The organism is Sporosarcina beigongshangi, from assembly GCF_033485195.1.
Taxonomy (GTDB): Bacteria; Bacillota; Bacilli; order Bacillales_A; family Planococcaceae; genus Sporosarcina; species Sporosarcina beigongshangi.
This window is the reverse complement of the sequence record NZ_JAWLIR010000008.1, coordinates 64,594-87,225: the sequence shown is the minus strand read 5'-3', so window position 1 is coordinate 87,225 and position 22,632 is coordinate 64,594. Positions and strand designations below refer to the sequence as shown.

The following is a 22,632-nucleotide window of genomic DNA, read 5'->3' as shown; positions in this document are numbered from 1 at the left end:
CTATGACAATCGAAATCGACAAATTGACATTTGATAATAACGGCCTAATTCCTGCCATCGTGCAAGATGATCGGACAGGAAAGGTTCTGATGCTTGCTTATATGAACGAAGAAGCATTGCAAAAAACGATTGATACGAAAGAAACATGGTTTTACAGCCGCTCTAGACAAGAGTTGTGGAATAAAGGAGCAACGTCTGGCAATCGCCAGCAAGTCCAACGTTTACTATTCGATTGTGACCAGGATGCGATTTTAGTACAAGTTACACCGCAAGGTCCAGCTTGTCATACAGGTGAAGAGACTTGCTTCCATAAGAAAGCGTTTGAACAAACAATCTCTCACCGAGAAGTCGTGCAGGAAGTAGTCGATGAAATTAAAGAACGTCATCAAAATCCAGTAGAAGGCTCGTACACGACGTATCTATTCCGCGAAGGGTTAGATAAAATCCTGAAAAAAGTCGGGGAAGAAACAACTGAGGTTGTCATTGGCGCGAAAAATCGTGATAAAGCAGAGGTGACGAGTGAACTAGCGGATTTGACATATCACTCGCTTGTGCTAATGGAAGAACTCGGTGTAACGGTGGAAGATGTCAAAAATGAATTGCGAAAAAGACGACCGAATCGTGAAGTGCTGCGCGATGAGTAAATTTTGGAGTAGCATGGTGAAACGGGCGGAGCCATATGTACCAGGTGAACAAGTAAATCAACAGGAGATTGTGAAGCTCAATACGAATGAAAACCCATATCCGCCAAGTCCGAAAGTGCTGGAGGCCATTCATGGAGAGATGGAGCGTAATCTTCAATTGTATCCATCTCCGACTGCAGATGATTTGCGTGCAACGGTTGGTCAGCGGTATGGACTCACTGCTGACGAAGTGTTCGTTGGCAATGGATCAGACGAAGTATTGGCATTTTCCTTTATGGCGTTTTTTGAACCTGGTCAACCTATCCGTTTTCCAGAAGTTACATACAGTTTTTATCCGGTGTATGCAAAGCTATTTGATATTCCTTACGAGGAAGTTGCGTTAAATAAGGATTTTACATTGCAAATCGATAAGTTCTTTCAGTCGGAAGGTGGCGTCATTTTACCAAATCCGAACGCACCGACGAGTCTTTACGCGGAACTGGATTCGATTGAAGAGATTGTGAAAAATAATCCTCATCAAGTTGTCATCATTGATGAGGCTTATATTGATTTTGCAACGAAGTCTGCGGCTGAACTGATCCAGAAGTATGATAATTTACTGGTCGTTCAGACGACATCGAAATCACGTTCATTGGCGGGATTACGTGTTGGTTTTGCAATGGGTAATGCTTCGTTGATAGATGCGTTAATTCGTATTAAAGATTCATTTAACTCCTATACATTGGATCGGTTGGCATTGGTCGGAGCCAAAGCGGCATTTGAGGATGAAGCCTATTTTAAGGGGAGTACAGCAAAAATCATTGCAACGCGCGAGAATACAACTACAGAATTAGCACAACTTGGATTCATTGTCCTCCCTTCGCAAGCAAACTTTGTATTTGCTCGTCATGAAAAATTTTCGGCGGAGTTATTATACAATGAATTAAAACAAGAAGGTATCCTCGTCAGATATTTTAACAAGCCGGGCATTGACAATTATTTACGGATGACCATTGGGACAGATGAGCAAATGGAACGGTTGGTTGTAGCGTTGGAAAAGATTGTGAACAAATAAAAATGGTAAGCCACTTCATGGGTTGAAGGGCTTACCATTTTTTTATACTTTTATAAGTAACTGCTCATTAATTTCATGAATAGTGCGTGCACCAGCAAGTGCCATAGATACTTCCAACTCATGAAGAATCTCTTCGATTACTTGCTGTACACCTGCTTCTCCGTCTACAGCTAATCCATAAATATAGGGGCGACCAAGTAAGATTGCATCAGCACCAAGCGCTAGTGCTTTAAAAACATCGACCCCACTACGGATGCCACTATCTAGTAAGACCGGAATGCGTCCCTTTACAACGTGGCAAATGTCAGGAAGTGCATCCAATGATGAGATGCAGTGATCCAATTGTCGTCCGCCATGATTGGAAACGATAATTCCGTCGATTCCATGTTCAAGGGCAAGCTGTGCATCATCTGGATGTAAAATACCTTTTAGTAAAATCGGCAATTTTGTATAAGAACGTATTTTTTGTAATTCATCCCAATGGAGTCCTGGTCTATCGATGATATCAATTTGTTTCTGGAAAGCTGCTTTTTGATCTTCAGAAGGTGACTTTTCTAGCAACTGACAAAATGCAGGATCAGAAATATAGTTGCCGCAGCCATTACCTTCGAAAAGAGGCGAGTAATTATTGTGTTGATCCGCTTTGCGAACACCGAGTACAGGGGTGTCGACTGTAACGACGATGGCACTGTAACCGCTCGCTTCCGCACGTTTAATAAGACTTTCTGTAACGGAGTCCTCAAGAGAGCAGTAAAGCTGAAACCACCGCGTGTTGTTGTCGAGTACCTGTGCAATTTCTTCCATGGAATACGATGCTGCACTACTTACGACGTAGGGGATTGCAAAAGTCCCAGCAACTTTTGCTGTGGCAAGTTCACCATCGGGATGGACAATACGTTGCACACCAATTGGAGCAAGAAGCAGCGGCGTTTGTATTAATTGATCAAAAAGGGAAACGGAAAAATCGATCTTGGATACATCACGTAATACGCGTGGACGAATTTTCCACTTGTCGAAAGCATGGAGGTTTTCTTGCATGGTTGCCTCCACACCAGCTCCTCTAGCAATGTAGTCGAAGGCTTCTTTTCTTAGTTTTTCAGATGCTTGTGATTCCAGGTGGCTTTCAAAACGTGGAATCAGATCGGTTTTTTTTCTCATTGTGTGCCCACCATTCTAAGTAGTTACGTGAACTTTTAGGTACTATTGATAGTTGAGTAAACTTTACATGATTGAATAATGAAAAAGCAAGTACATAATTGAATTTGTATTTGCTTTAGTATGAATAAACTTTTTCATTACGATATATGTTGAAAGTAAGAACCCTACTCACAACGCTTACCCAGGTAAGGCGCTTTGGCTGGAAAATATAGAATCATTAAGATCAATATATAATAGAATGATAAATTGTAGGAAGCTGTTATACTTGTATAAACAAAGACAAGCGGAAGGGGGACTTGATGATGTTGAAATCAAAATATATCGATCTTGCACTTATATTATTCATGGCTTATTTCGCATTTACTAGGTTTGAAAAAGGTCAAATTGGTTTTGGAATCTTTTTCACTGTATTGTGTTTTTTAAATATCGTAACAGTTGCGGTAAAGATCAAGCAGGAAAAAGAAACAAAAAATAGTGTCAATTGATGGTGCAAGCAAGTAGTAAAGTAAATAAGGATAACCTAAGAAATAACGGGTTATTCTTATTTTTTTATGGCCATTTGAGAAATAAATAAACAGCTTAACTTTGTGGCTAGAGGAACGCGGATAATAGGACGTTATTTTGTATGAATGAAATTAGTTGTTCCAATTCGCCATTTCCTGTAGTATAATATGAGAATTGCATTTTTTGAAAAGAGGAGTATTTATGAAAAATTCTATATATGGATTAACGATGGAACAACTGACAGAATGGTTATTAGAGCGAGGACATAAAAAATTCCGGGCATCTCAAGTTTGGGATTGGTTGTACAAAAAGCGTGTCACAAGTTTTGAGGAAATGACAAACGTTAATAAAGAATGTATTCAATTGTTGGAAGACAATTTTGCAATTCAAACATTGGAGCTATCAGTGAAGCAAGAGTCGGCGGATGGAACGATTAAGTTCCTATTTAAAATGCAGGATGGCAATCTCATTGAGACGGTACTGATGAGATTCCCTTATGGTCACTCTGTTTGTGTGACAACACAAGTCGGCTGTAATATTGGCTGTAGCTTCTGTGCTAGTGGATTATTGAAAAAGAGCCGCGATTTAAATGCGGGCGAAATCGTGGAACAAATTATGAAAGTACAGTTCCATCTTGATGCAAAAGAGCAAGAGGATCGCGTCAGTCATATTGTGGTCATGGGCATTGGCGAACCATTCGACAATTACAAGAACTTGATGGATTTCCTTCGTGTCGTTAATGACCAAAAAGGACTAGCAATCGGTGCGCGCCATATTACGGTATCGACAAGTGGAAATCCACATAAAATTAGAGAATTTGCTAATGAAAATATCCAAGTTAACTTGGCCGTTTCTTTGCATGCGCCAAATAATGATTTGCGTACACGTATTATGAAAATTAACAAAGCATTCCCGATCGAATCATTGATGGATTCCATCGATTATTACTTGGAAACGACAAACCGTCGAATTACGTTTGAATATATCATGCTACAAGACGTTAATGACCATGTGGTAGAGGCGCAGCAATTAGGAAAACTACTTGAAAATAAACGCCATCTATCTTACGTCAACTTGATTCCGTACAATCCAGTTGACGAACATGACCAATATCGCCGTAGTACACCAGAAGCGATTGATGCATTTTACAAAGCACTTCGTAAAAAAGGCATAAATGGCGGTGTCCGCCTCGAACAAGGGACAGACATTGACGCAGCATGTGGACAGTTACGCAGTAAGCAGATTAAGAAAGAAAAAGTGGTTTGATTCGATGAATAACAAAAACGCATCCAAAGGTTCATACGGATGCGTTTTTTGTTATTTATTTTTTCGCGTGAGAATCACAACAGCTTGGACCATGAAGGCGATGCCTAATCCGAATGAAGTGATGATGAATAAAGACAAAATGCCTGCCAGGTCACCAAAGCCATCTTTATTCATCAAGAAATTACGGAAAAGCTCTACGAATCCAATTGCGACAGCAATGATGAAAATTCGAAAAGCAATGTTCAATTTGTAGAATAGCAAAAGGGTAGAAAAAACGCCTACAATTAATCCGAATATAGCGAACGCTAAATAATTTCTCCATTCAAGCTCTTGTCCCAAAACAGTACGTACGCCAAGTATGAGAAGAACGAAAGACGTTAGTCCTGTAAAAAAACCAATCTTCCATAATTTGTTATCCATAAACTGCACCTTCTTTCAATACTATCATACCGAAAGAAGGGTAGATTGCGCCACTGAATGCATTGTATTGCCAAAAAGACGAAACAATGAAAATCCCATTCGCCGGGGGGAGACGAATGGGATTGGTTATTTTTTAGCAATAATGATGAGTTTACCTTGATCGAGCTCTTCTTCAGCAGCTGCAGCTTCTTCCTTCGATAGACCTGCGGCTTCCATTTTACTCCGCAATTCATCACCGCGAGAAGTGAACATGTTTTTCATGCTTTTGAGGAACCCCTGGTCTTTCATGCTAACTGTTTCTGTGTCGAGGGCATCGTTAATATGATTGCCTCTTTTTTTATCATGTGCAAACACGTAGATATCATCATGCGTATACCCTTTCGTGACTAAATCATCAATTTCTTTCTTTGCTTGTAGCCCATTTTCTACAGTTCGTTTGATTGGCAATGAAAATTCCCTCCCGTTTATTTGTCCATGTTATCATTGCCAATAAAGACTCGATTTTAAACACATTGAAAAAGGAAATCATTGCCGTAACTTTCTATATGCTTGAATGAAAGAAGTCGGGTCGGTATCTATCTCAAACATAAATACACCTTGGTTTGTATGCAAATAAAACAATCCAGCCCCGCCAGAAAAAGGCTTATAGGACATATCCAATACATGCTCTAATTTGAAGCTGTTTTTGGTGGTTGAAATTGAATCGGCATATAGATGAATGTAGTGAGCGGTACGATTTGTTGTTTGATCATACCAACCAGCAATACGTTCGACTAGATGATATGTAATTGTGCAAATGGCTTGATGTTTTGATGTATGCATGCGATCCCTCCACTAGTAAGATGCCCGTGACGGAAAATATATAAGCATATCATAACAGTTTTAATCGAATGGCAGAAAGTTTTTTATCTTGTTCTAATTTCAATAGCATTGCCAGAAGGGTCTACAACAGAAAGTGTTCCATTGCTGGTATCGAAGGGGATATCCAGATGTTTGAGTTGAGCTTCCGCTTCATCCATCTCTTGCTGGGTGAAAAAGATTATAAACTTCTTCAAGCCTCTTGCGTTTTCTGGTGGTGAAGGTATGCCAATGCCCGACCATATATTCAACGCGATATGATGATGATAATTGTCTTTTGAGATAAACAAGCTGCCATTGTCATTACTCGTAATAGTAAATCCTAAACCGTCTACGTAAAATTGCTCGACCTGTTCAAGTTCAGCAACTTGCAAATGCATATGCCCAATCCGTGTGCGGTCCGGTAGGCCTGTCCAAGGAGGGTTCGCCTCATTAACCAATCCCTCAATATCAATTGGATATGATCCACCTACATAGCCGCCGTCGGCATCACGTTCCCACTTTTCAGATGGATAGTCCACATAAAGTTCAATCCCGTTATTATCCGGGTCTGCAAGATAGAGGGCATCGCTATATTGATGGTTGGCTGCACCTTGGACAGGATATTCGTTTTCGGCTAAATGGAGGAGTGCATTGGCTAAACTTGGCCGATCCGGAAACAGAATTGCAAAATGATAGAGACCCGTTGTTCCAGGGGGCCTTTCCACGGAATTATTCACTTCTTCTAATAGGAGTAGAGGAGTGAATCCATCAGCCGTTAATGTCACTTTGTTCGCCTCTTGCGTTAAAATATCAAACCCAATCATATGCTGATAAAATTTAACAGAACGCTCAAGATCAGAGACGACTAGATATACTTCTCCTACTCGAGGTAGGGTGTCCGTATCATATGTTTCATAAGCTGAGTTTTTATTAGTCAGCAGGGCAATAAGTGAAATGACTAAAACCACTGAAACGACAATGCCAATAATGATTCGTTTGTTTTTCATTGTATAGTTCTCCTTTTTAAATAGACTACTTGACGTAGTGTAACAGTCTTTCAGTTAAACTTCAGCTAGAAGATGTTACAAATTTGTTAATTGAACTATTTGTAATTAACAATTCTTGACGAGATAACACTATCAAACTACAATGAGTAGTGTGAGGTGAGCAAGTCATGAAAATCCGTAAATTCAAAATGAATGAAAGTGGGCTGAATCGTTTTTTCGGACCGCTTGAAGCGAAAATTATGGACGTTTTATGGAACGATGTAGAAATGACCATTAAAAATGTCCAACAAGTGCTTGAACAGGAAAAATTAACGAATTTCAACACAGTCATGACGGTTATGAATCGATTAGTCGATAAGGGCATTCTTCAAAAGAGGGCAGCGGGGAGATCATCTATGTATAGACCGATTCTTTCGCGAGATGAGTTTTTGAATACGCAATCAAAGGAAATGACCAATGAGCTGATGGACGAGTTCGGAAGTGTTGTCGTCAGTCATATGTTAGATGCTCTGGAAGATGTAGATGATGATCTTGTCGCTAAACTTGAGGCGAAAATTAAAGAATTGAAAAAGGACATGTAGCCTATGTTCAAACGTCAATCATCTATCATGCTCATCGTGTCACTTATCATTTCGGGAACTATTTTTCTGCAAATGGGTTTGTACTTCATCGCAATGATAGCTGGCTGGAACGTACGGTATAACCTTGTTGCCGTCTGTCATAGTTGGCTGAAAGCGATAGGGTTGTCCTCGCTTGATTATGTACTTGATGTACTCGTCATTTATACCTTGTTTTTTACACTGTGGAAAATAGCATCACAATTCTATCATGCTGTTCGTATGCAAAAACGATTTGAGCAATACAGAGAAAATAGGCTTACAATCGATATGAATCGAACGTATGGAGAAGGGCAAGATGCATTTATGGTCATCTCGCATCCTACACCACTGGCAATTACGATGGGATTTATACGGCCTCAAATTGTCTTATCGACAGGTTTGATGAGTCTATTAACAGCGGATGAATTAAAGGCTGTCATTTCACATGAGATGTATCATAAAGAACATCGTGATCCACTTAACATCTTTTTGATGACTCTTTGTTCGTCCACAATGTGGTATATTCCGATTCTAAAGTGGTGTAATCAAAAATATAGAATTGTGAAGGAATTGCTGGCGGATGAATATGCAATCGAAAAACAACAGACTTCTGTCAACTTAGGTAGTGCACTGTTAAAGATGCTAAAAGTGAGCAAACAAGAAAAAATGCCGTTTGCTTATGCATCATTTGCAGATACGTCTGTCAATTATCGGATTGACTATATTTTGGATCCATTACAAGAAATTGATTGGAAGCTTCCGATGAAGACCACGATCCTATCGTTAACGATTTTTAGCGTCATTTGTACATTATTTATTTACGCCTTAGCATTGGCGTAAATTTTTCGGCCCATTACACTACGTTATGTAGTTTGAATTAGGAGTGTTCTACTATGAACAAGAGGATATTTTGGATTATAGGTCTAGTTGCTGTTTGTATCATTGGAATTGTTATGTTAACGAATGTGAATGAAAAGTCAGTCGTTATTGACTATGAAGGGCAGCCATTTTTAGGGGAAGCCTCGGCTCCGGTAGAAATTGTTGAGTTCGGTGACTACAAATGCCCAAGCTGTAAAGATTTTAATGATAGACTTTTTCCGATTATTTATGAGGAGTTAGTTAAAACAGGAAAAGCGAAGTTTTACTTTATGAATTTCTCCTTTATTGCCCCGGATTCAACGACAGCGGCACAGTTTGCGGAAACGGTCTACAAAGAACTGGGCAATGATAAGTTTTGGGAATTCCATAACTTATTGTTTGCCAATCAAACAACAGAATCAGGACAACCGACTTTATTTAACGATGCTACCTTGGAAGAAATGCTGGCGAAAGTTGCAAGTGAAGAGGAAACGAGTAAAGTGATGGTAGCTTTCGGGGAAAGTAAGGGCAAAGAAGCTTGGGAGAAGGATATGAGGACGGCTAATGGCTTGGGTGTATCATCAACACCGACAATCTTTATAGGCGGCAAGCAATTTAATGGCAGTACGATAAATGATTTTATAAAAATGGCGGAAGAGTCAGCTGCTAGTGGTCAGTAAGTCGTTGCTATTTGCCTGGTTGACGTCGATTATTGCGATGGTAGGAAGTTTGTTCTTTAGTGAGCGAATGGGCTTTGTGCCATGCACATTATGCTGGTATCAGCGTATTTTAATGTACCCTCTGGTTCTTTTCTTAGGTCTCGCATTTTATCGCAATGACCGAGAAATTTATAAGTACGTTCTTCCAATGTCAATCATCGGCATGGTTGTTTCCAGCTATCATTATGCATTGCAAAAGTTGCCTTCCTTGCATGAATTCGGCACCTGTACGAGTGGAGTACCGTGTTCAGGACAATATATTAACTGGTTTGGTTTAGTGACGATTCCATTTTTAGCGTTTATTGCATTTACATTGATAACAATCCTCATGTTAATATTACGGAAACATAAGTAAGATGAATTGAACATAGGATAGCCTCCCCAAGTGAACAGGGGAGGCTATGTTAATTCCACAAATAATAATCTTGTGCTTGAACACTCACGAATCCAATATTTTCATATAACCGAAGGGCATGGCTATTTTTTGCCTCGACATCAAGTCCGATATTATACCCTGCATCATGTTGTTGCTTGACGATATTGCGGAGCGCTTTCCCACCATAGCCTTTGCCTTGGAATTCTGGTGAAATAGCAAAACCATAGATATACGCTTCTCCATCTATTTTGCTAACACGGATTTTGCCGACGTCGTTGCCTTCAGCTACGATGATAAAACGGTATTCCTCTGTCCTATTCTTGACATCTTCATAATGATGCCATGCATCTTCCTCACTCATTTGGAAGGCAAGTACATCAAGTTGTATCTCAAAGGCAGAATCGGAAGATATTGCTTGACGTAGCTCAATATCTTCACTTGCTTCAAGTGATCGTTGCACCCACTGCATCTGAAACTCTGAAAATTCATACGTGCATGGTTGGGCTGCAAGCCACTCCTTAGCGGGTATCGAAGAGGCTGGTGCATTCAATAAAATCTTCTGAAAGCCTTTATCTTCAATCACTTGAAGTGCTTGTTTCCAAAGGCTCGAAAAGTGATGCTTTCTTCTTTCACTTGGCTTGACCATCCCGCAAACTTCTACTGATGAGCCGAAACCATATAAAGCTAAATAAGCAATGAGTTGTCCATTTTCTTCGTAGAAAAAATCCATACTTAAATCATCTCTTTGCCGTAGCATATCCCAGTTTAGTTTTAATTGAATAGTATCGGCGTGCTCGCATTCTTTTTGAAGAACTTCAATAGCATGTAATTGTTCACTAGTTAGCATGTTTTTTCCCCTTTATCATAAGATACTATTACTATATATGAAAAAATGGGGGAGTGGCTAGGTTAATCTGTTTCGTGACAATTTTCATAGAAAGAAGTATGATGAATAAGGCTGTTTTAACTTCATTTAACTTGAATCAGCAAATGTGTTTGTACTGAAAGCGAAGCGTCAGCTAGAGAAGTTCGCCACTCCTATAAGTCCAATTACGCAGAGGCGTAATTGATTAACTATTTTTGTAATGAAAGCGAAACGTCTGCTGAAAAGGGGAACTCACACTAAGTTCTTGTCGTCCTTTATTGATGGTAGTCTAGTTGAGCGCGATTCAAAGTCTAGACGCAATTGCGCTGAGAAACAACAGACTTAACAAATAATTGTGAAAGTGAGTACGTATATGACAATCATTCAGAACTTAATTAGCTTTATTTTGCATATCGATCAGCATTTGGTTGAAATCATTCAACAATTTGGCTCATGGTCGTATGTGATTTTATTTTTAATCGTTTTTGTGGAGACAGGCATTGTTATTTTCCCTTTTTTACCGGGTGATTCCTTATTATTTGCGAGTGGGGCACTAGCGGCGATGGATGCTTTTAACATTGTTTTGCTCATCATTGTATTTTTTGTGGCAGCTGTCATTGGTGATACAGTAAACTATCAAATTGGTAAAAAAGTAGGAATGTCAATCCCGCCGAATAGCTTTATGGGCAGAATGATCAATCAAGAGAAAATGACCAAGGCTCAAAATTTCTTTAATCGACATGGTGGTAAAACAATCGTAATCGCACGCTTTATGCCTTTTATCCGCACATTTATCCCATTTGTTGCAGGGGCTAGTCGCATGAATTATGGCTATTTCCTTTTATATAATGTTTTGGGTGCAGCTCTTTGGGTAGGGATTTGTACGATAGCAGGCTATTTCTTTGGCAATTATCCCCTAATTAAAGAGAATTTTTCAACAGTCATTTTACTCATTATTTTTGTATCTGTTTTACCTGTTCTGATAAGCGTTGTGAAATCACGTTTGCAAAATAAATAATAAAACAGCTCTCGGATTCGAAATCCGAGAGCTGTTTTTAATAAGTTTGAATTTTTTTAATGTCTTTCATTAATTGTTCTGCGTAAGAGGAATCAACGTAATTATATTCTTTGATGATAACACCTTGCTCATCGACCAGATAGAAGTTAGTGCCGTGAAGAACTTGATTAGATGTTTCAGGTTTGAGAATAATTGTTTTGAACTCATTCATCGCAAATTCTTCAATATCTTTTTGGGAATAGCCAGTGAGCATATGCCAGTTGGACTCGTCGTCCGAATATTGACTGATGTATTCCTTTAATACTTCTGGTGAATCAACTAAAGGATCCACCGTAAAGGTGACAAATTCGACTTGTAGACCTTGTTCCTCGAACTGTTTCTGTAAGGTAGCAGCTTCAAACATCATGGGTAGGCAAACAGTCTGACATTCGGTGAATATAAAATCGGCAATCCAAACTTTACCGGCTAACTCTTCGGTTCCAAAGGCTTGTCCATCTTGATCTGTAAAAGAGAAAGCTGACACAGGTTTACTCATTAAAGGTTTTGCACCACAAGCTGAAAGCAGTAGCAGGAAGACAATAGAAAACAGTAGACCGTTTATTTTTTTCATGTTAGATATCTTCTTTCTCATCGATTGGTAAACCAGGTAATTGAATTGTGACGGTTGTTCCTAAATTAGCATCGCTAGTTATTGTAAACTGACCATTATGAAGGCGAATAATCTCTTTGACGATAGTGATGCCTAAGCCGGTTCCACCTGTTGTCCGGGTGCGTGCTTTGTCTGTTCGGAAAAAGCGCTCGCCAATCCGTTTAAGATCCTCGTCATTGATATGTGTTCCTTTGTTCACTAATCTAAATTGAACAAAGTTGTCCTCGTCCTTCAGTGTAATAGCAATCGTCCCATTGGCAACGGAATACTTAATGGCATTGTCGATTGTATTGTAAAAAACTTGCTGAATTCTTTTTGAATCACCCATAATAATAAGGTCTTCCCCAATGTTTAAATCCAAACGTAAATTTTTCTCGGTGAAATGAATAGTGAAAAGATCAATCGTATCGACAAGTAATTGCGCGATAGCGATCGGTTGGCTATCAATGGAATACATATCTTCTTGTAAATGATTCAGTTCGATTAAATCGTTGATCAGCTTATTGAGTCGGATTGTTTCTTTTTCGATTGTACTTAAATAATTTTCCGCTTCTTCTGGAGATGAGTAGATTTTTTCCTTTAGCACATGCGTATAGCCGCCGATATACGTTAATGGTGTTCGCAGCTCATGGACAATATTGGAGATGAACTCCTTCTTACGAATCTCTTGCTGCTCAAGCGATTGACTCATGGAGTTGAATGCTTGCGTCAATTGACCGAGCTCATCTTGGCTAACGGTTTCAATACGGTTTGAGTAATTGCCCTTCGACACTTCAACAGAAAGTCGCTGTAGCTCTTGAATAGGCTTGAATAAAGATTGCCATACGCGATTGACGACAAGAAAAAGTATGAAGAAAAATAAGACACCTACAATAATTAGAAGAGGAATACTTTCTTGGAATACGTCTTGAATGGCTGCAAGAGGTACATAAATATAGATGAAGCCAAGAAGTCCACCTTCTCCTTTAATTGGGAAAATTGCTCCAATTATTTCACGATCAAGCTCTTCGACAAATCCTTCTTTCATCACAAATGACCCTTGTTCTAGAATGGGTAGGTCGTCAGCGTCAACAAGCGATTCATAATTGATTTTGTAAGGAAATGAAGTCGTAAGCTCCTCCAAATTATCGACAACAATAATTTCGTATTCTGAAATGACGTTGTACCATTGGATTTTATTGATGATATCCTCACTTAATTCCCCAAAATGATAATGAGCTGCCGTTTTTTGTCCTTGATAGACGATAGATTCCTCAATACTTGTTAAATATAATTTTGAATACAAATAGTAAATGAAGAAAAAGGAAAATAAAATTGAAAAACCGATACTAGCGCCGAGCACGACGAGGATTTTCTTACTTAAAGTTATGTTTTTCATGTTACACCTCAAACTTATAGCCAAGACCCCAGACGGTTTCAATTAGATCTCCTTCACTGCCCATTTTGAGTCGTAATGTCTTTATATGTGTATCAACGGTTCTTGCGCTACTTTGATGATCTTCTCCCCAAATAAGCTGCAATAGTTGTTCGCGTGTATAGACGCGACCTTTATTTTTCACAAGTAAATGGAGCATGCCAAATTCCTTCGGTGTTAAAGATAATGGTGTCCCATTGAGTGTTACAGTATGCGCCTCGGTGTCAATCACAATCGGCCCGATTTTCAAAATATCGCTAAGCGGCTTATGTTGGTAGGAGCGCCTTAAGACAGATTCCACCCTTGCCAGAAGTTCATCGGGTAAAAATGGTTTGACGATATAATCATCACCGCCTAGCTTTAGGCCTTGTACTTTGTCCCATTCCTCACCTTTGGCGGATAAAAAAATGAGTGGAACGTTAGAGCTACGCTTCACTTCACGTGCAAAGGTAAAGCCGTCCATATAGGGCATCATCACGTCTACAATTAAAAGCTGCGGAGCAGTTTTGTCGATTAAAAACAACGCGTGCACACCATCAGTCGCTTCAACGACTGTGTATCCTTCTTTTTCTAATAATGTTCGAATCAATTGCCTCATTTGTTCTTCATCGTCTATAATCATAATCGTTGATTTATTCATAAAATAACCTCACTTTGATAAGAGATTTATCCATCCATTATTTTCTCAAAAAGATGTGAAGACTATGTGAAACTTCGGACTTCACAATTACTTCTTACTTTCCTTATATAATCATACTGAATTTACTGTGGTACGTTAAGTAATACGATAGCGGAGGGAACTTGAATGAGACGAAAATTATGGTTGTTAATGGTGGGGCTAGTGCTGGCGACGATGGCGGCATGTGGTAATGAGAAATCAAAGGAAGTTGTTGCTGATGCAGTACCTCAACCGATTATTGTAGATTTGACCGTGACTGAAGAAGTTGAAGTGAATGGACCTGTGAGCATGGCGGCAGTCGTGACACATGGGGATGAAAAAGTAGAAGATGCAGACGAAGTTCTATTTGAAATTTGGGAAGAAGGCAAGAAAGAGGATAGTGTGAAGATGGAATCCGTCAATGAAAAAGACGGTTTGTATACAGCTGAAACAACCTTCGATCATGATGGTGTTTTCCATGTTCAAGTGCATGTAACGGCAAGAGGTTTGCATACGATGCCGATGAAAAAAGTGATTGTTGGTAGCGGTGCACAGGATGTAGAAGAGCATGACGATGAAGAAGGGCATCAAAGTGAAGACCATCATGGGCAGTCAGAAGGATTCTCGATGCATTTCACAGAGCCTGAAAATGTGAAGTCAGCGAGTGAAATTGGACTTGTCGTTCATTTACAGGTCGATGGGAAACCGCTTGAACAAGCACGAGTTCGGTATGAAATATGGGACGAAGCGAATCCTGATAAACATGATTGGATTGACGCTACAGAATCAGAAGCAGGTGAATACGCTTCTGATTATACATTTGCACAAGCTGGAGCGTTCAGCGTACAAATTCACGTTGAAGACGACAAAGACTTGCACGAGCATGAAGTGTATACAATTGAAGTTGAATAAACATGTGTGACCTCCTTGACGAATATGTCAGGAGGTTTTTTAATTCTGAATAAAGTGAGTTGGCATTCAAATTAGAATTATGGTATAACTAGATTATTAAGTAGAGTAATTAAGTCGGAATAGTAAATTTAGTGACTCTATACATTGAAATAAAGAATCTTACCTATAATGCTTGGCGCTTGGGGATGCCTCCCGCAATAAGCCTGATAGAAAACCACTATCAGTCTTATCGCTTCGGCTACCCCAGTCGACGCCTTCGCTGGAGATTACATAGAATCATTAGTTCAACATATAGAGGATCTGACAAACCAATAGGGGGAATGATGATGATGAAAATGAATGTGGAAAGTTTTAATCTAGATCATACGAAGGTTGCTGCGCCGTTTGTTCGTTTGGCAGGTACGAAACAAGGGAATCATGGAGATGTCGTCTATAAATATGATGTTCGTTTTAAACAGCCGAACAAAGAACATATGGAAATGCCTGCTTTGCATTCGATTGAACATTTAATGGCAGAAAATATTCGTAATCATTCAGATCAAGTGGTTGACTTGAGTCCAATGGGCTGTCAAACAGGTTTTTATTTATCTGTCATTAACCATGAGGATTACGAGGATATTTTGGTTATTTTAGAAAAGACGTTAGAAGATGTAGTCGTTGCAACAGAAGTGCCAGCGTGCAATGAAGTGCAGTGTGGATGGGCAGCGAGCCATAGCTTAGAAGGTGCACAACAATTAGCGAGAGAGATGCTAGCGAAGAAAGAGGAGTGGCGTCAAATTTTTGCGGATTAATAGAGAAGAGAAGCCATTCACGATGTTGTGAATGGTTTTTTTTACTTGACTCAGCAAATGTGTTTGTACTGAAAGCGAAGCGACAGCTACAGAAGTCCCCCGCTAAGGAGAAATTTAGTTCCACTTCTCCTTAGCGGGGGATGGATGCTAGAAAAGCATTTCAATCAGAGGAAGTTTGAGGAAATATCAGTGATTCATTGTATAATGGGAGTCATTATACAAACTTTTGTTGGAGGGATTTATAATGGCAGAGCATTACTTTCATTTAACAGCGAACTGGCCTGGCTTGCGGAATGATGTGGGGACAATAGAAACGGGGAATTTAGTAACAGAGGTGTCGATTCCGCCAGAGATGGATGGACCGGGGATTGGTACCAATCCAGATGAAATGCTATTAGGAGCGGCGGCCACTTGTTATATCATTACACTCGCAGCTATGATGGAGAGAAGTAAGCTAGAGAAGGAGGCTTTGACGATGAAGTCCGTCGGTGTTGTAGATGTGACGAATGGTGTCATTACTTACAAGAAAATTATCCATAAACCGCATATTGTGTTGAAAGCGGATGCAACGGAAAAAGATGAAGCACTCGCGCAAAGATTAGCTGAAAAAGCGGAAACCACATGTATGATTAGTCGAGCTATCAAGGGAAATGTCGACATCGGGTTGGAATTAGTAGTGAGCAAATAAAATAGAGAATGAAAGGAAAACCGTGCACAATAGAGTACGGTTTTTTATTTCGTCCAAAAAGAAGTTGATAAAAACATAGATGAAATATATAATTATCTATGATTATATAGATTTAAACGAAAGGTGTTTATGTTAATTGTGAATAACTTAGAAGGTGTTTCTGTGGGAGTGATGGAAAAAGGCTATACGGAAGAGAAGCACGATTACTGCTGTCTCCTTTGTGATAAAAGGGTTGCTAAGGGAGTCATTTACCCTGTCGGAGAGGTACTTTATGAAGATTGGCGTTATATGGAGCATCATATCGAAGAAGCGCATGGTTCAATTTTTGAACATCTATTGTCAGGAGGAAGGGAAAATACGGGTCTGTCCGATCAGCAAACGAAACTACTGTTACTGATTTACGCAGGGAAGTCAGATAAAGATATTCAGCAGGAACTACAAATCGGTAGTCTGTCAACCATTCGTAATCATCGTTTTGCGTTAAGGAAAAAGGAAAAACAGGCAAAAACACTTGTGGCTGTCATGAATTTATTGAGACAGCAAGAATTGCAGTCGATTGAACCGGTAAATAATAAGCCGATTGGCAAATCTTTTGAACCTCCTGCAGAATTGACGCGCTATTTTTCTGAAGAGGATGGTCGTTTGGTATCGTATCAACTAAAAGAGTATGAAAAAGAGCAGTTGGTAGCAGAAGTAGCGCTGCTATTTAATCCAAAGAAAGTTTATACAGAAAAGGAAGTCAATAAAGTATTAGTGGAGGTTTACGAGGATTATATGCTGTTACGGCGGGAGCTCATCGATCGGGGCCTGTTGACGCGTAATAGTGAAGGAAGTGAATATCGCCTTGTGTCTAATTTAGAAGATGGAGAGGATAGCGAAATGGATTTTAAGAAAGAAATGAAATTGAAGGCGAAAGAAGAGAAACCGAGTTATGGAGTCTTTCAAATCAAGAATTTGACCAACGGAAAAATATTTGTCGGCTCTACGCCGAATTTTAAAACGTTAAACGGATTGAAATTCAGCTTAAATAATGGTGTCAGTACGCATAAAGATCTTCAAGCGGATTGGAATGCCTGTGGAAAAGAACAGTTTGAATTTATAGAACTAGAAACCGTAGATGAAAAAGATTGGAAGGGGAAAAGTAAAAAGGAAATCCTTGAGAAGCTGTTGGATAAATGGCTAGAGGAATTACAGCCATTTGGAGATAGTGGGTATAATGGAGTGAAAAAAGAGTTGTAAAAAAGACGGTGCTCAGGTTTAACCCTGGCGCCGTCTTTTTGCATGATCACTTTTCTAAAGTGCCTGGCTGTGGTTTTTTAATCGGTACGAGATTAAAAATATCATGATCCTCAAAGGCATCGACAAGTCGGTCGAGCCATTCGTAGTAATCACGCATATACTGTAACTTTTCAATATCTATATGGGCCAACTCTTTTACTTCATCACTAATAGATGGGTCCACCACTAATTCTTCTAGTTCTACTAACGACCTTCTAATTGCGACTGAATGCTGGTTAACCGATTTTCTCCATTTAATTGAAAATAAATCAATAAAGCTTTGGTACCAATCATCGGTTACCTGATAAAGATCTTTTCGGACGCCTTTTTTCCAAGCGCGCTCGACTAATTTTAAATCGGATAATGCCCGTACAGAAGTACTCATGCTCGTTTTGCTCATCCCGAGTTCTTCCGTCATATCATCTAATGTCAACGGCTCATTATGAAAAAACATAGTGGCAAACTGCCTTCCAGAAGAAGGTGTCAGGCCATAAAGATGTATATTTTGTGCGATGGATTCAATAATCCGTTCACGCGTTTTTTCAAGTCTTTCTTTACCGTTCATGCTAGTTTTCCCTCCACTGTCATCGGCATTCGTTAACCAACCCAGTTATTTTCTTCTAGCGTATTATATTGACTCCAAAAAAGCAATTTATAATTATTATAACTAAAACAGTTTTTACTGTACAAACGATTAATTTGGTCTTAACGGTTGAATTTATTTTTTTATAGGTCTATACTAGTAAACATTCATAAGCTTTAATTTGAATCAGAGGTAGTTCAAACTCTTTGCTGATTCAAGTTGAGCCTCCGGCGGATGTCGTAAATTTTGAAGGGAGTTAAGGAAGGCAACCAAAGAGCGCCGCGTCCTAAAAGTGCCTTAGTTTCTGCAAAGTACGCAGAAATACGGCCAATCAAACCGTTCGCTGTTCGATTGATGATGGTTGAATACCTGCATCCTGTAAGCCACAAGCACAATTCAAAATTTGGACGCAATTAAGCCACGGAGTAATTGATAATTGTAAGGAGTGTACGCATGAGTGATCAAATTGCCATAAAAAAAATCGAAGTGCACAACACGACGAAGATTTTCGGCAAAAACAGTAAACGAGCGGCACAGCTGCTCAACGAAGGAAAGACGAAAAGTGAAATATTGAAAGCGACTGGAGCGACAGTCGGTGTGAAAAAGGCATCCTTTGATGTCTATGAAGGTGAAATATTTGTCATTATGGGCTTGTCCGGCAGTGGGAAATCGACGCTTGTCAGATTGCTAAACCGCTTGATTGACCCGACGATGGGTACGATTTTGCTAGATGGCGAGGACATCGTCAAGATGAATAAAGAACAGCTTCGTGAAGTGAGACGTAAAAAAATTGGTATGGTCTTTCAAAATTTTGCGCTCTTCCCTCATAAGACGATTCTTGAAAATACGGAATATGGGCTAGAAATTCAAGGCGTAGCGAAAGTAGAACGTCAGGAAAAGGCTAAAGAATCCTTGAAACTAGTTGGTCTTGCTGGATATGAAGACCAGTATCCGAACCAATTAAGTGGTGGGATGCAGCAGCGTGTTGGTCTTGCTAGAGCATTAGCGAATGGACCCGATATATTATTAATGGATGAAGCGTTTAGCGCACTTGATCCACTCATTCGAAAAGATATGCAAGATGAGTTGCTACAGCTTCATAATGATATGGGAAAAACGATTATCTTCATTACCCATGATTTGGATGAGGCCTTACGCATTGGCGATCGAATTGCACTGATGAAAGATGGAGAAATCGTTCAAATTGGGACGCCCGAAGAAATATTAATGAGCCCATCAAATGAATATGTTGAACGTTTTGTTGAGGATGTAGATTTATCGAAGGTGTTGACAGCAGGTCACATTATGATAAAAGCTGACACAGTCCAAATCGACCGCGGACCTAGGGTTGCGCTTCGACTGATGAAACGTCTTGGGATTTCTTCTATTTATGTAGTGGATAAAGGAAATCGTCTACTCGGTGCGGTAACAGCGCAGGATGCGGTAGATGCAGTTGAATCAGGTAAAACGTTGGATGCGGTTCTCATCTCCGATCTTCCAATGATATCTGCGGATACATTGCTGATTGACCTATTTGACATTGTTTCAACAGCGACGATACCTGTGGCTGTGGTAAATGAAGATAATAAGCTACAAGGGATTATTATTCGCGGTGCACTGATTGGGGCATTAGCTGGCGACAATCAGTTTATTAATAATGATGGTGTTGTTGATTCCGTCGAGCAAAACGATTCGGAGGTGAAATCAAATGAATAACTTACCTCGTCTACCGTTTGCGGACTGGATCGATAATGGTGTCGACTGGCTTGTGACCACGTTTGGTACTGTGTTTGATGGTATTGCGGATTTACTTGCGGGGATTGTTGAAGGGTCAGTTGAAGGACTTAATATGGTACCATCGATTCTGCTTGCCGTTCTATTCTCCTTGCTTGCGTGGCTAATTTCCACGCGGCGGATTGCTCTGATGTCACTGGTTGGTTTGCTGTTCATCGATTATTTAGGCTATTGGTATCCGATGTTACAGATGCTAGCACTTGTCGTTACATCTGTAGCGATAGCTATTGTGATAGGCATTCCACTTGGTATTTGGGGTTCACAGCAAGCACGTGCGCGTAAGATCATTAATCCTATTTTGGATCTGATGCAGACGATGCCTGCGTTTGTTTACTTGTTACCCGCAATTTTCTTTTTCAATATTGGTGTTGTTCCAGGAGTGGTTGCATCGGTTATATTTTCGATGCCACCAACGATTCGTCTGACAATGCTAGGTATCGAGCAAGTGCCAAAAGATTTGATCGAGGCAACAGAAGCATTTGGTTCTACAACGTGGCAGCGGTTAATAAAGACACAAATACCACTAGCTAAACCGACGATTATGGCCGGCGTCAATCAAAGCATTATGCTGAGTTTATCTATGGTCGTCATCGCATCAATGGTTGGTGCACCGGGTCTCGGTGAGGAAGTGTACCGGGCTGTTACACAATTAAAAACAGGCGTTGGGTTTGAAGCGGGTCTAGCAATTGTTATTGTGGCCATTATTTTGGACCGAGTTACACAATACGCAGGAAAGAAAAAACAAGGGGGAACTACATTATGAAATTGACAAAAAAGGTATTAGGACTTGGAGCGGTTGCTCTACTGGCGGTTGGACTTGCAGCATGTGGGAACGATGATGAGAAAGCAGGGACGGATTCAACAAAATCTGTCGGCGAATCACTGAACTATAAAATTACTGGGATTGACCCAGGTGCAGGTATTATGGAAGCTACAGAGAAGGCTATTGAAGAGTATGGCTTAGATGAATATGACCTGGTAACAGGCTCAGGTGCGGCGATGACGGCAGCGTTGAAAAAAGCTTATGATAAAGAAGAGCCAATCGTCGTAACGGGTTGGACACCGCATTGGAAGTTCGCCGAATATGATTTGAAATACCTTGAAGATCCAAAAGGTGTATACGGTGAAGAGGAACAAATTCGTTCGATCGGTAGACTCGGTCTGGCAGAAGATTTACCAGAAGCACATAAAATTTTGTCGCAGTTCAACTGGACAGAAGCTGATATGGGTGAAGTGATGATTGCTATCCAAGAAGGCGAAAAAGAAGAAGCTGCTGCACAAAATTGGGTTGATGCGAACGCGGATAAAGTAGCGGAATGGACAGCAGGCGTAGAAAAAGTAGATGGCGATAAAATTAAACTAGCTTATGTGGCATGGGATAGCGAAATTGCTAGCCATAATGTGATTAAATTAGTGTTAGAAGATATGGGGTATACTGTAACGTTGGTTCAAGTTGAAGCAGGTCCTTTATGGACGGCGGTAGCAGATGGTAGTGCAGATGCATCGCTTGCAGCATGGTTACCATTGACACATAAAACGTATGCAGAAAAATTTGATGGCAAGTTTGAAGAGCTTGGTGTTAACATGGAAGGCGTTAAAACAGGACTTGTTGTGCCGGCGTATATGGACATTACATCAATTGAAGATTTGAAGAAATAAGTAACATGAAAAGACTCAGTTCCAGTTAAATGGAGTTGAGTCTTTTTGATTATATGAGGGTAATATGTTATCTTATCATCAGTACGTTTTAGAAAAACTCTTCGGGGCAAGGTGAAATTCCTTACCGGCGGTGATCGAGCGATTGCTCGTTAGTCCGTGACCCGCCCTTCCTATTTGGAAGGCGGTGGAGCTGGTGAAATTCCGGCACCGACAGTTAAAGTCTGGATGGGAGAAGCTGTTTGACTATATGTACTATGCTTATTTAACTTGCTTGAGTAGGATTAAATCCTACTCAAGCAAGTTAAAGCCTCCGGCGGATGTCACAGATTTTGAAAGGAGTTAATCGAGCAAGCTCGATTCAAACTCTGGACGCAATTACGCCGAGGCGCAATTGATCTCTGCCCTTTCATAACAGTGAAAGGGGGAATGCTGATGGACCATAGATATTGTATGGGAATTACTCTTGGACTTGCGTACAGTGCAAGAGGACAGAATTCACCGAATCCTTTCGCCAATGGAACAGGAATCGGGCTTCTTAAAGTTGCCGAAATGGAAGCTATCACCGGCATTTTACAGGAAGAGGCAGAGCAGATGAATCGAGCATTTTTTCACCTTATTAATTACTACGGGAAGCCGTATGTCACCTTGAAAGCCGCCGCAACTCTCGACGGTTGTCTTTCAACGCAGACTGGGGACAGCAAATGGATTACTTCGGATGCAGCAAGAACCGATGTCCATCACCTCCGCCATACCCATGATGCTATTTTGGTCGGCATACAAACCGTACTTCATGATAACCCTTTCCTCACCACCCGTTTGCCCCATGGTGGAAAGAATCCAATTCGAATTATCTTTAGACAGGCATCCTAGGATGCCAA

Annotated in this window: 27 protein-coding genes and 1 riboswitch; of the genes, 17 read left to right on the top strand and 10 right to left on the bottom strand. The window is 40.2% G+C overall.

The features are described 5' to 3' along the window. Positions 1–2 precede the first annotated feature (2 nt). Together hisIE and hisC are read left to right on the top strand one after the other, a co-directional pair. The gene (gene hisIE / locus R2B77_RS06275) at positions 3–644 is read left to right on the top strand and encodes a bifunctional phosphoribosyl-AMP cyclohydrolase/phosphoribosyl-ATP diphosphatase HisIE (protein ID WP_203247168.1); all 642 of its coding nucleotides are present in this window, start codon (positions 3–5) and stop codon (positions 642–644) included. Next, the gene (gene hisC / locus R2B77_RS06270) at positions 637–1,698 is read left to right on the top strand and encodes a histidinol-phosphate transaminase (RefSeq protein ID WP_212391353.1); all 1,062 of its coding nucleotides are present in this window, start codon (positions 637–639) and stop codon (positions 1,696–1,698) included. Before hisIE ends, hisC begins: the two co-directional genes overlap by 8 nt. A 42-nt stretch (positions 1,699–1,740) precedes the next feature. On the opposite strand, the gene R2B77_RS06265 is transcribed toward hisC, so the two are convergent. Continuing rightward, on the bottom strand, positions 1,741–2,856 hold the full coding sequence (locus R2B77_RS06265; protein WP_203247170.1) for an alpha-hydroxy acid oxidase: 1,116 nt from the start codon (positions 2,854–2,856) through the stop codon (positions 1,741–1,743). Between the two features lie 302 nt (positions 2,857–3,158). Here R2B77_RS06265 and R2B77_RS06260 point away from each other — a divergent pair, with 302 nt between their 5' ends. Continuing rightward, a complete protein-coding gene (locus R2B77_RS06260) occupies positions 3,159–3,341 on the top strand; it encodes a hypothetical protein (RefSeq protein ID WP_203247171.1) in 183 nt (60 codons plus the stop codon). A 220-nt stretch (positions 3,342–3,561) separates the two neighbouring features. Further along, the gene (rlmN, locus tag R2B77_RS06255) at positions 3,562–4,626 is read left to right on the top strand and encodes a 23S rRNA (adenine(2503)-C(2))-methyltransferase RlmN (protein WP_203247172.1); all 1,065 of its coding nucleotides are present in this window, start codon (positions 3,562–3,564) and stop codon (positions 4,624–4,626) included. 51 nt (positions 4,627–4,677) lie between these two features. On the opposite strand, the gene R2B77_RS06250 is transcribed toward rlmN, so the two are convergent. The 4 genes from R2B77_RS06250 to R2B77_RS06235 all read right to left on the bottom strand — a co-directional run bounded on the left by R2B77_RS06250 (position 4,678) and on the right by R2B77_RS06235 (position 6,893). Next, positions 4,678–5,046, bottom strand: coding sequence for a hypothetical protein (locus tag R2B77_RS06250; protein ID WP_203247173.1), 369 nt, complete (start codon positions 5,044–5,046; stop codon positions 4,678–4,680). Positions 5,047–5,172: 126 nt separating this feature from the next. Next, positions 5,173–5,493, bottom strand: coding sequence for a general stress protein (locus R2B77_RS06245; RefSeq protein WP_203247174.1), 321 nt, complete (start codon positions 5,491–5,493; stop codon positions 5,173–5,175). 78 nt (positions 5,494–5,571) lie between these two features. After that, positions 5,572–5,868 (bottom strand): hypothetical protein, encoded by a 297-nt coding sequence (locus tag R2B77_RS06240; RefSeq protein WP_203247175.1) that lies wholly within the window; start codon positions 5,866–5,868, stop codon positions 5,572–5,574. Between the two features lie 83 nt (positions 5,869–5,951). Next, positions 5,952–6,893 carry a VOC family protein gene (locus tag R2B77_RS06235; protein WP_203247176.1) on the bottom strand — a complete coding sequence of 314 codons (942 nt, stop codon included), beginning with the start codon at positions 6,891–6,893 and terminating at the stop codon, positions 5,952–5,954. A gap of 167 nt (positions 6,894–7,060) precedes the next feature. On the opposite strand from R2B77_RS06235, the gene R2B77_RS06230 reads away from it, so the two are divergent. Genes R2B77_RS06230 through R2B77_RS06215 form a run of 4 tightly spaced genes read left to right on the top strand, consistent with a single transcriptional unit; the run spans position 7,061 to position 9,424 of the window. After that, positions 7,061–7,474 (top strand): BlaI/MecI/CopY family transcriptional regulator, encoded by a 414-nt coding sequence (locus tag R2B77_RS06230; protein WP_203247177.1) that lies wholly within the window; start codon positions 7,061–7,063, stop codon positions 7,472–7,474. 3 nt (positions 7,475–7,477) lie between these two features. Then, entirely contained in the window at positions 7,478–8,332 is an 855-nt protein-coding gene (locus tag R2B77_RS06225) for a M56 family metallopeptidase (protein WP_203247178.1), read from the top strand. 53 nt (positions 8,333–8,385) lie between these two features. Then, a complete protein-coding gene (locus R2B77_RS06220; protein WP_203247179.1) occupies positions 8,386–9,030 on the top strand; it encodes a DsbA family protein in 645 nt (214 codons plus the stop codon). Continuing rightward, on the top strand, positions 9,020–9,424 hold the full coding sequence (locus tag R2B77_RS06215) for a disulfide oxidoreductase (RefSeq protein ID WP_203247180.1): 405 nt from the start codon (positions 9,020–9,022) through the stop codon (positions 9,422–9,424). Before R2B77_RS06220 ends, R2B77_RS06215 begins: the two co-directional genes overlap by 11 nt. A 49-nt stretch (positions 9,425–9,473) precedes the next feature. On the opposite strand, the gene R2B77_RS06210 is transcribed toward R2B77_RS06215, so the two are convergent. Continuing rightward, on the bottom strand, positions 9,474–10,292 hold the full coding sequence (locus tag R2B77_RS06210; RefSeq protein WP_203247181.1) for a GNAT family N-acetyltransferase: 819 nt from the start codon (positions 10,290–10,292) through the stop codon (positions 9,474–9,476). A gap of 391 nt (positions 10,293–10,683) precedes the next feature. Here R2B77_RS06210 and R2B77_RS06205 point away from each other — a divergent pair, with 391 nt between their 5' ends. After that, positions 10,684–11,328, top strand: coding sequence for a VTT domain-containing protein (locus R2B77_RS06205; RefSeq protein ID WP_203247182.1), 645 nt, complete (start codon positions 10,684–10,686; stop codon positions 11,326–11,328). 37 nt (positions 11,329–11,365) lie between these two features. Here the strand turns inward: R2B77_RS06205 and R2B77_RS06200 are convergent, their stop codons facing one another. From R2B77_RS06200 to R2B77_RS06190, 3 genes are read right to left on the bottom strand one after another with little or no spacing between them, the layout of a single operon-like run. Then, on the bottom strand, positions 11,366–11,938 hold the full coding sequence (locus R2B77_RS06200) for an SCO family protein (RefSeq protein WP_203247183.1): 573 nt from the start codon (positions 11,936–11,938) through the stop codon (positions 11,366–11,368). A gap of 1 nt (position 11,939) precedes the next feature. Further along, positions 11,940–13,355 carry a sensor histidine kinase gene (locus tag R2B77_RS06195; RefSeq protein WP_203247184.1) on the bottom strand — a complete coding sequence of 472 codons (1,416 nt, stop codon included), beginning with the start codon at positions 13,353–13,355 and terminating at the stop codon, positions 11,940–11,942. Between the two features lies 1 nt (position 13,356). After that, entirely contained in the window at positions 13,357–14,031 is a 675-nt protein-coding gene (locus tag R2B77_RS06190; protein WP_203247185.1) for a response regulator transcription factor, read from the bottom strand. Positions 14,032–14,196: 165 nt separating this feature from the next. On the opposite strand from R2B77_RS06190, the gene R2B77_RS06185 reads away from it, so the two are divergent. The 4 genes from R2B77_RS06185 to R2B77_RS06170 all read left to right on the top strand — a co-directional run bounded on the left by R2B77_RS06185 (position 14,197) and on the right by R2B77_RS06170 (position 17,679). Then, complete coding sequence (locus tag R2B77_RS06185) at positions 14,197–14,961, top strand: FixH family protein (RefSeq protein WP_203247186.1); 765 nt, start codon at positions 14,197–14,199, stop codon at positions 14,959–14,961. A 323-nt stretch (positions 14,962–15,284) separates the two neighbouring features. After that, positions 15,285–15,752, top strand: a complete 468-nt coding sequence (locus R2B77_RS06180) for an S-ribosylhomocysteine lyase (RefSeq protein WP_203247293.1) — start codon at positions 15,285–15,287, stop codon at positions 15,750–15,752. A 244-nt stretch (positions 15,753–15,996) separates the two neighbouring features. Continuing rightward, the gene (locus R2B77_RS06175; RefSeq protein WP_203247187.1) at positions 15,997–16,440 is read left to right on the top strand and encodes an OsmC family protein; all 444 of its coding nucleotides are present in this window, start codon (positions 15,997–15,999) and stop codon (positions 16,438–16,440) included. Between the two features lie 138 nt (positions 16,441–16,578). Beyond that, complete coding sequence (locus tag R2B77_RS06170; protein ID WP_203247188.1) at positions 16,579–17,679, top strand: DUF2087 domain-containing protein; 1,101 nt, start codon at positions 16,579–16,581, stop codon at positions 17,677–17,679. Positions 17,680–17,725: 46 nt separating this feature from the next. On the opposite strand, the gene R2B77_RS06165 is transcribed toward R2B77_RS06170, so the two are convergent. Then, the gene (locus R2B77_RS06165) at positions 17,726–18,283 is read right to left on the bottom strand and encodes a GbsR/MarR family transcriptional regulator (protein ID WP_203247189.1); all 558 of its coding nucleotides are present in this window, start codon (positions 18,281–18,283) and stop codon (positions 17,726–17,728) included. Positions 18,284–18,754: 471 nt separating this feature from the next. Here R2B77_RS06165 and R2B77_RS06160 point away from each other — a divergent pair, with 471 nt between their 5' ends. From R2B77_RS06160 to R2B77_RS06145, 4 genes are all read left to right on the top strand, one after another. Further along, positions 18,755–20,017, top strand: coding sequence for a quaternary amine ABC transporter ATP-binding protein (locus R2B77_RS06160; RefSeq protein WP_203247190.1), 1,263 nt, complete (start codon positions 18,755–18,757; stop codon positions 20,015–20,017). Continuing rightward, positions 20,010–20,858, top strand: coding sequence for an ABC transporter permease (locus R2B77_RS06155; RefSeq protein ID WP_203247191.1), 849 nt, complete (start codon positions 20,010–20,012; stop codon positions 20,856–20,858). Before R2B77_RS06160 ends, R2B77_RS06155 begins: the two co-directional genes overlap by 8 nt. A 2-nt stretch (positions 20,859–20,860) precedes the next feature. After that, on the top strand, positions 20,861–21,754 hold the full coding sequence (locus R2B77_RS06150) for a glycine betaine ABC transporter substrate-binding protein (RefSeq protein WP_203247294.1): 894 nt from the start codon (positions 20,861–20,863) through the stop codon (positions 21,752–21,754). A 93-nt stretch (positions 21,755–21,847) separates the two neighbouring features. Further along, positions 21,848–21,995, top strand: a riboswitch (FMN riboswitch). A gap of 191 nt (positions 21,996–22,186) precedes the next feature. Then, entirely contained in the window at positions 22,187–22,624 is a 438-nt protein-coding gene (locus R2B77_RS06145; protein WP_203247192.1) for a bifunctional diaminohydroxyphosphoribosylaminopyrimidine deaminase/5-amino-6-(5-phosphoribosylamino)uracil reductase RibD, read from the top strand. Positions 22,625–22,632: the final 8 nt, after the last annotated feature.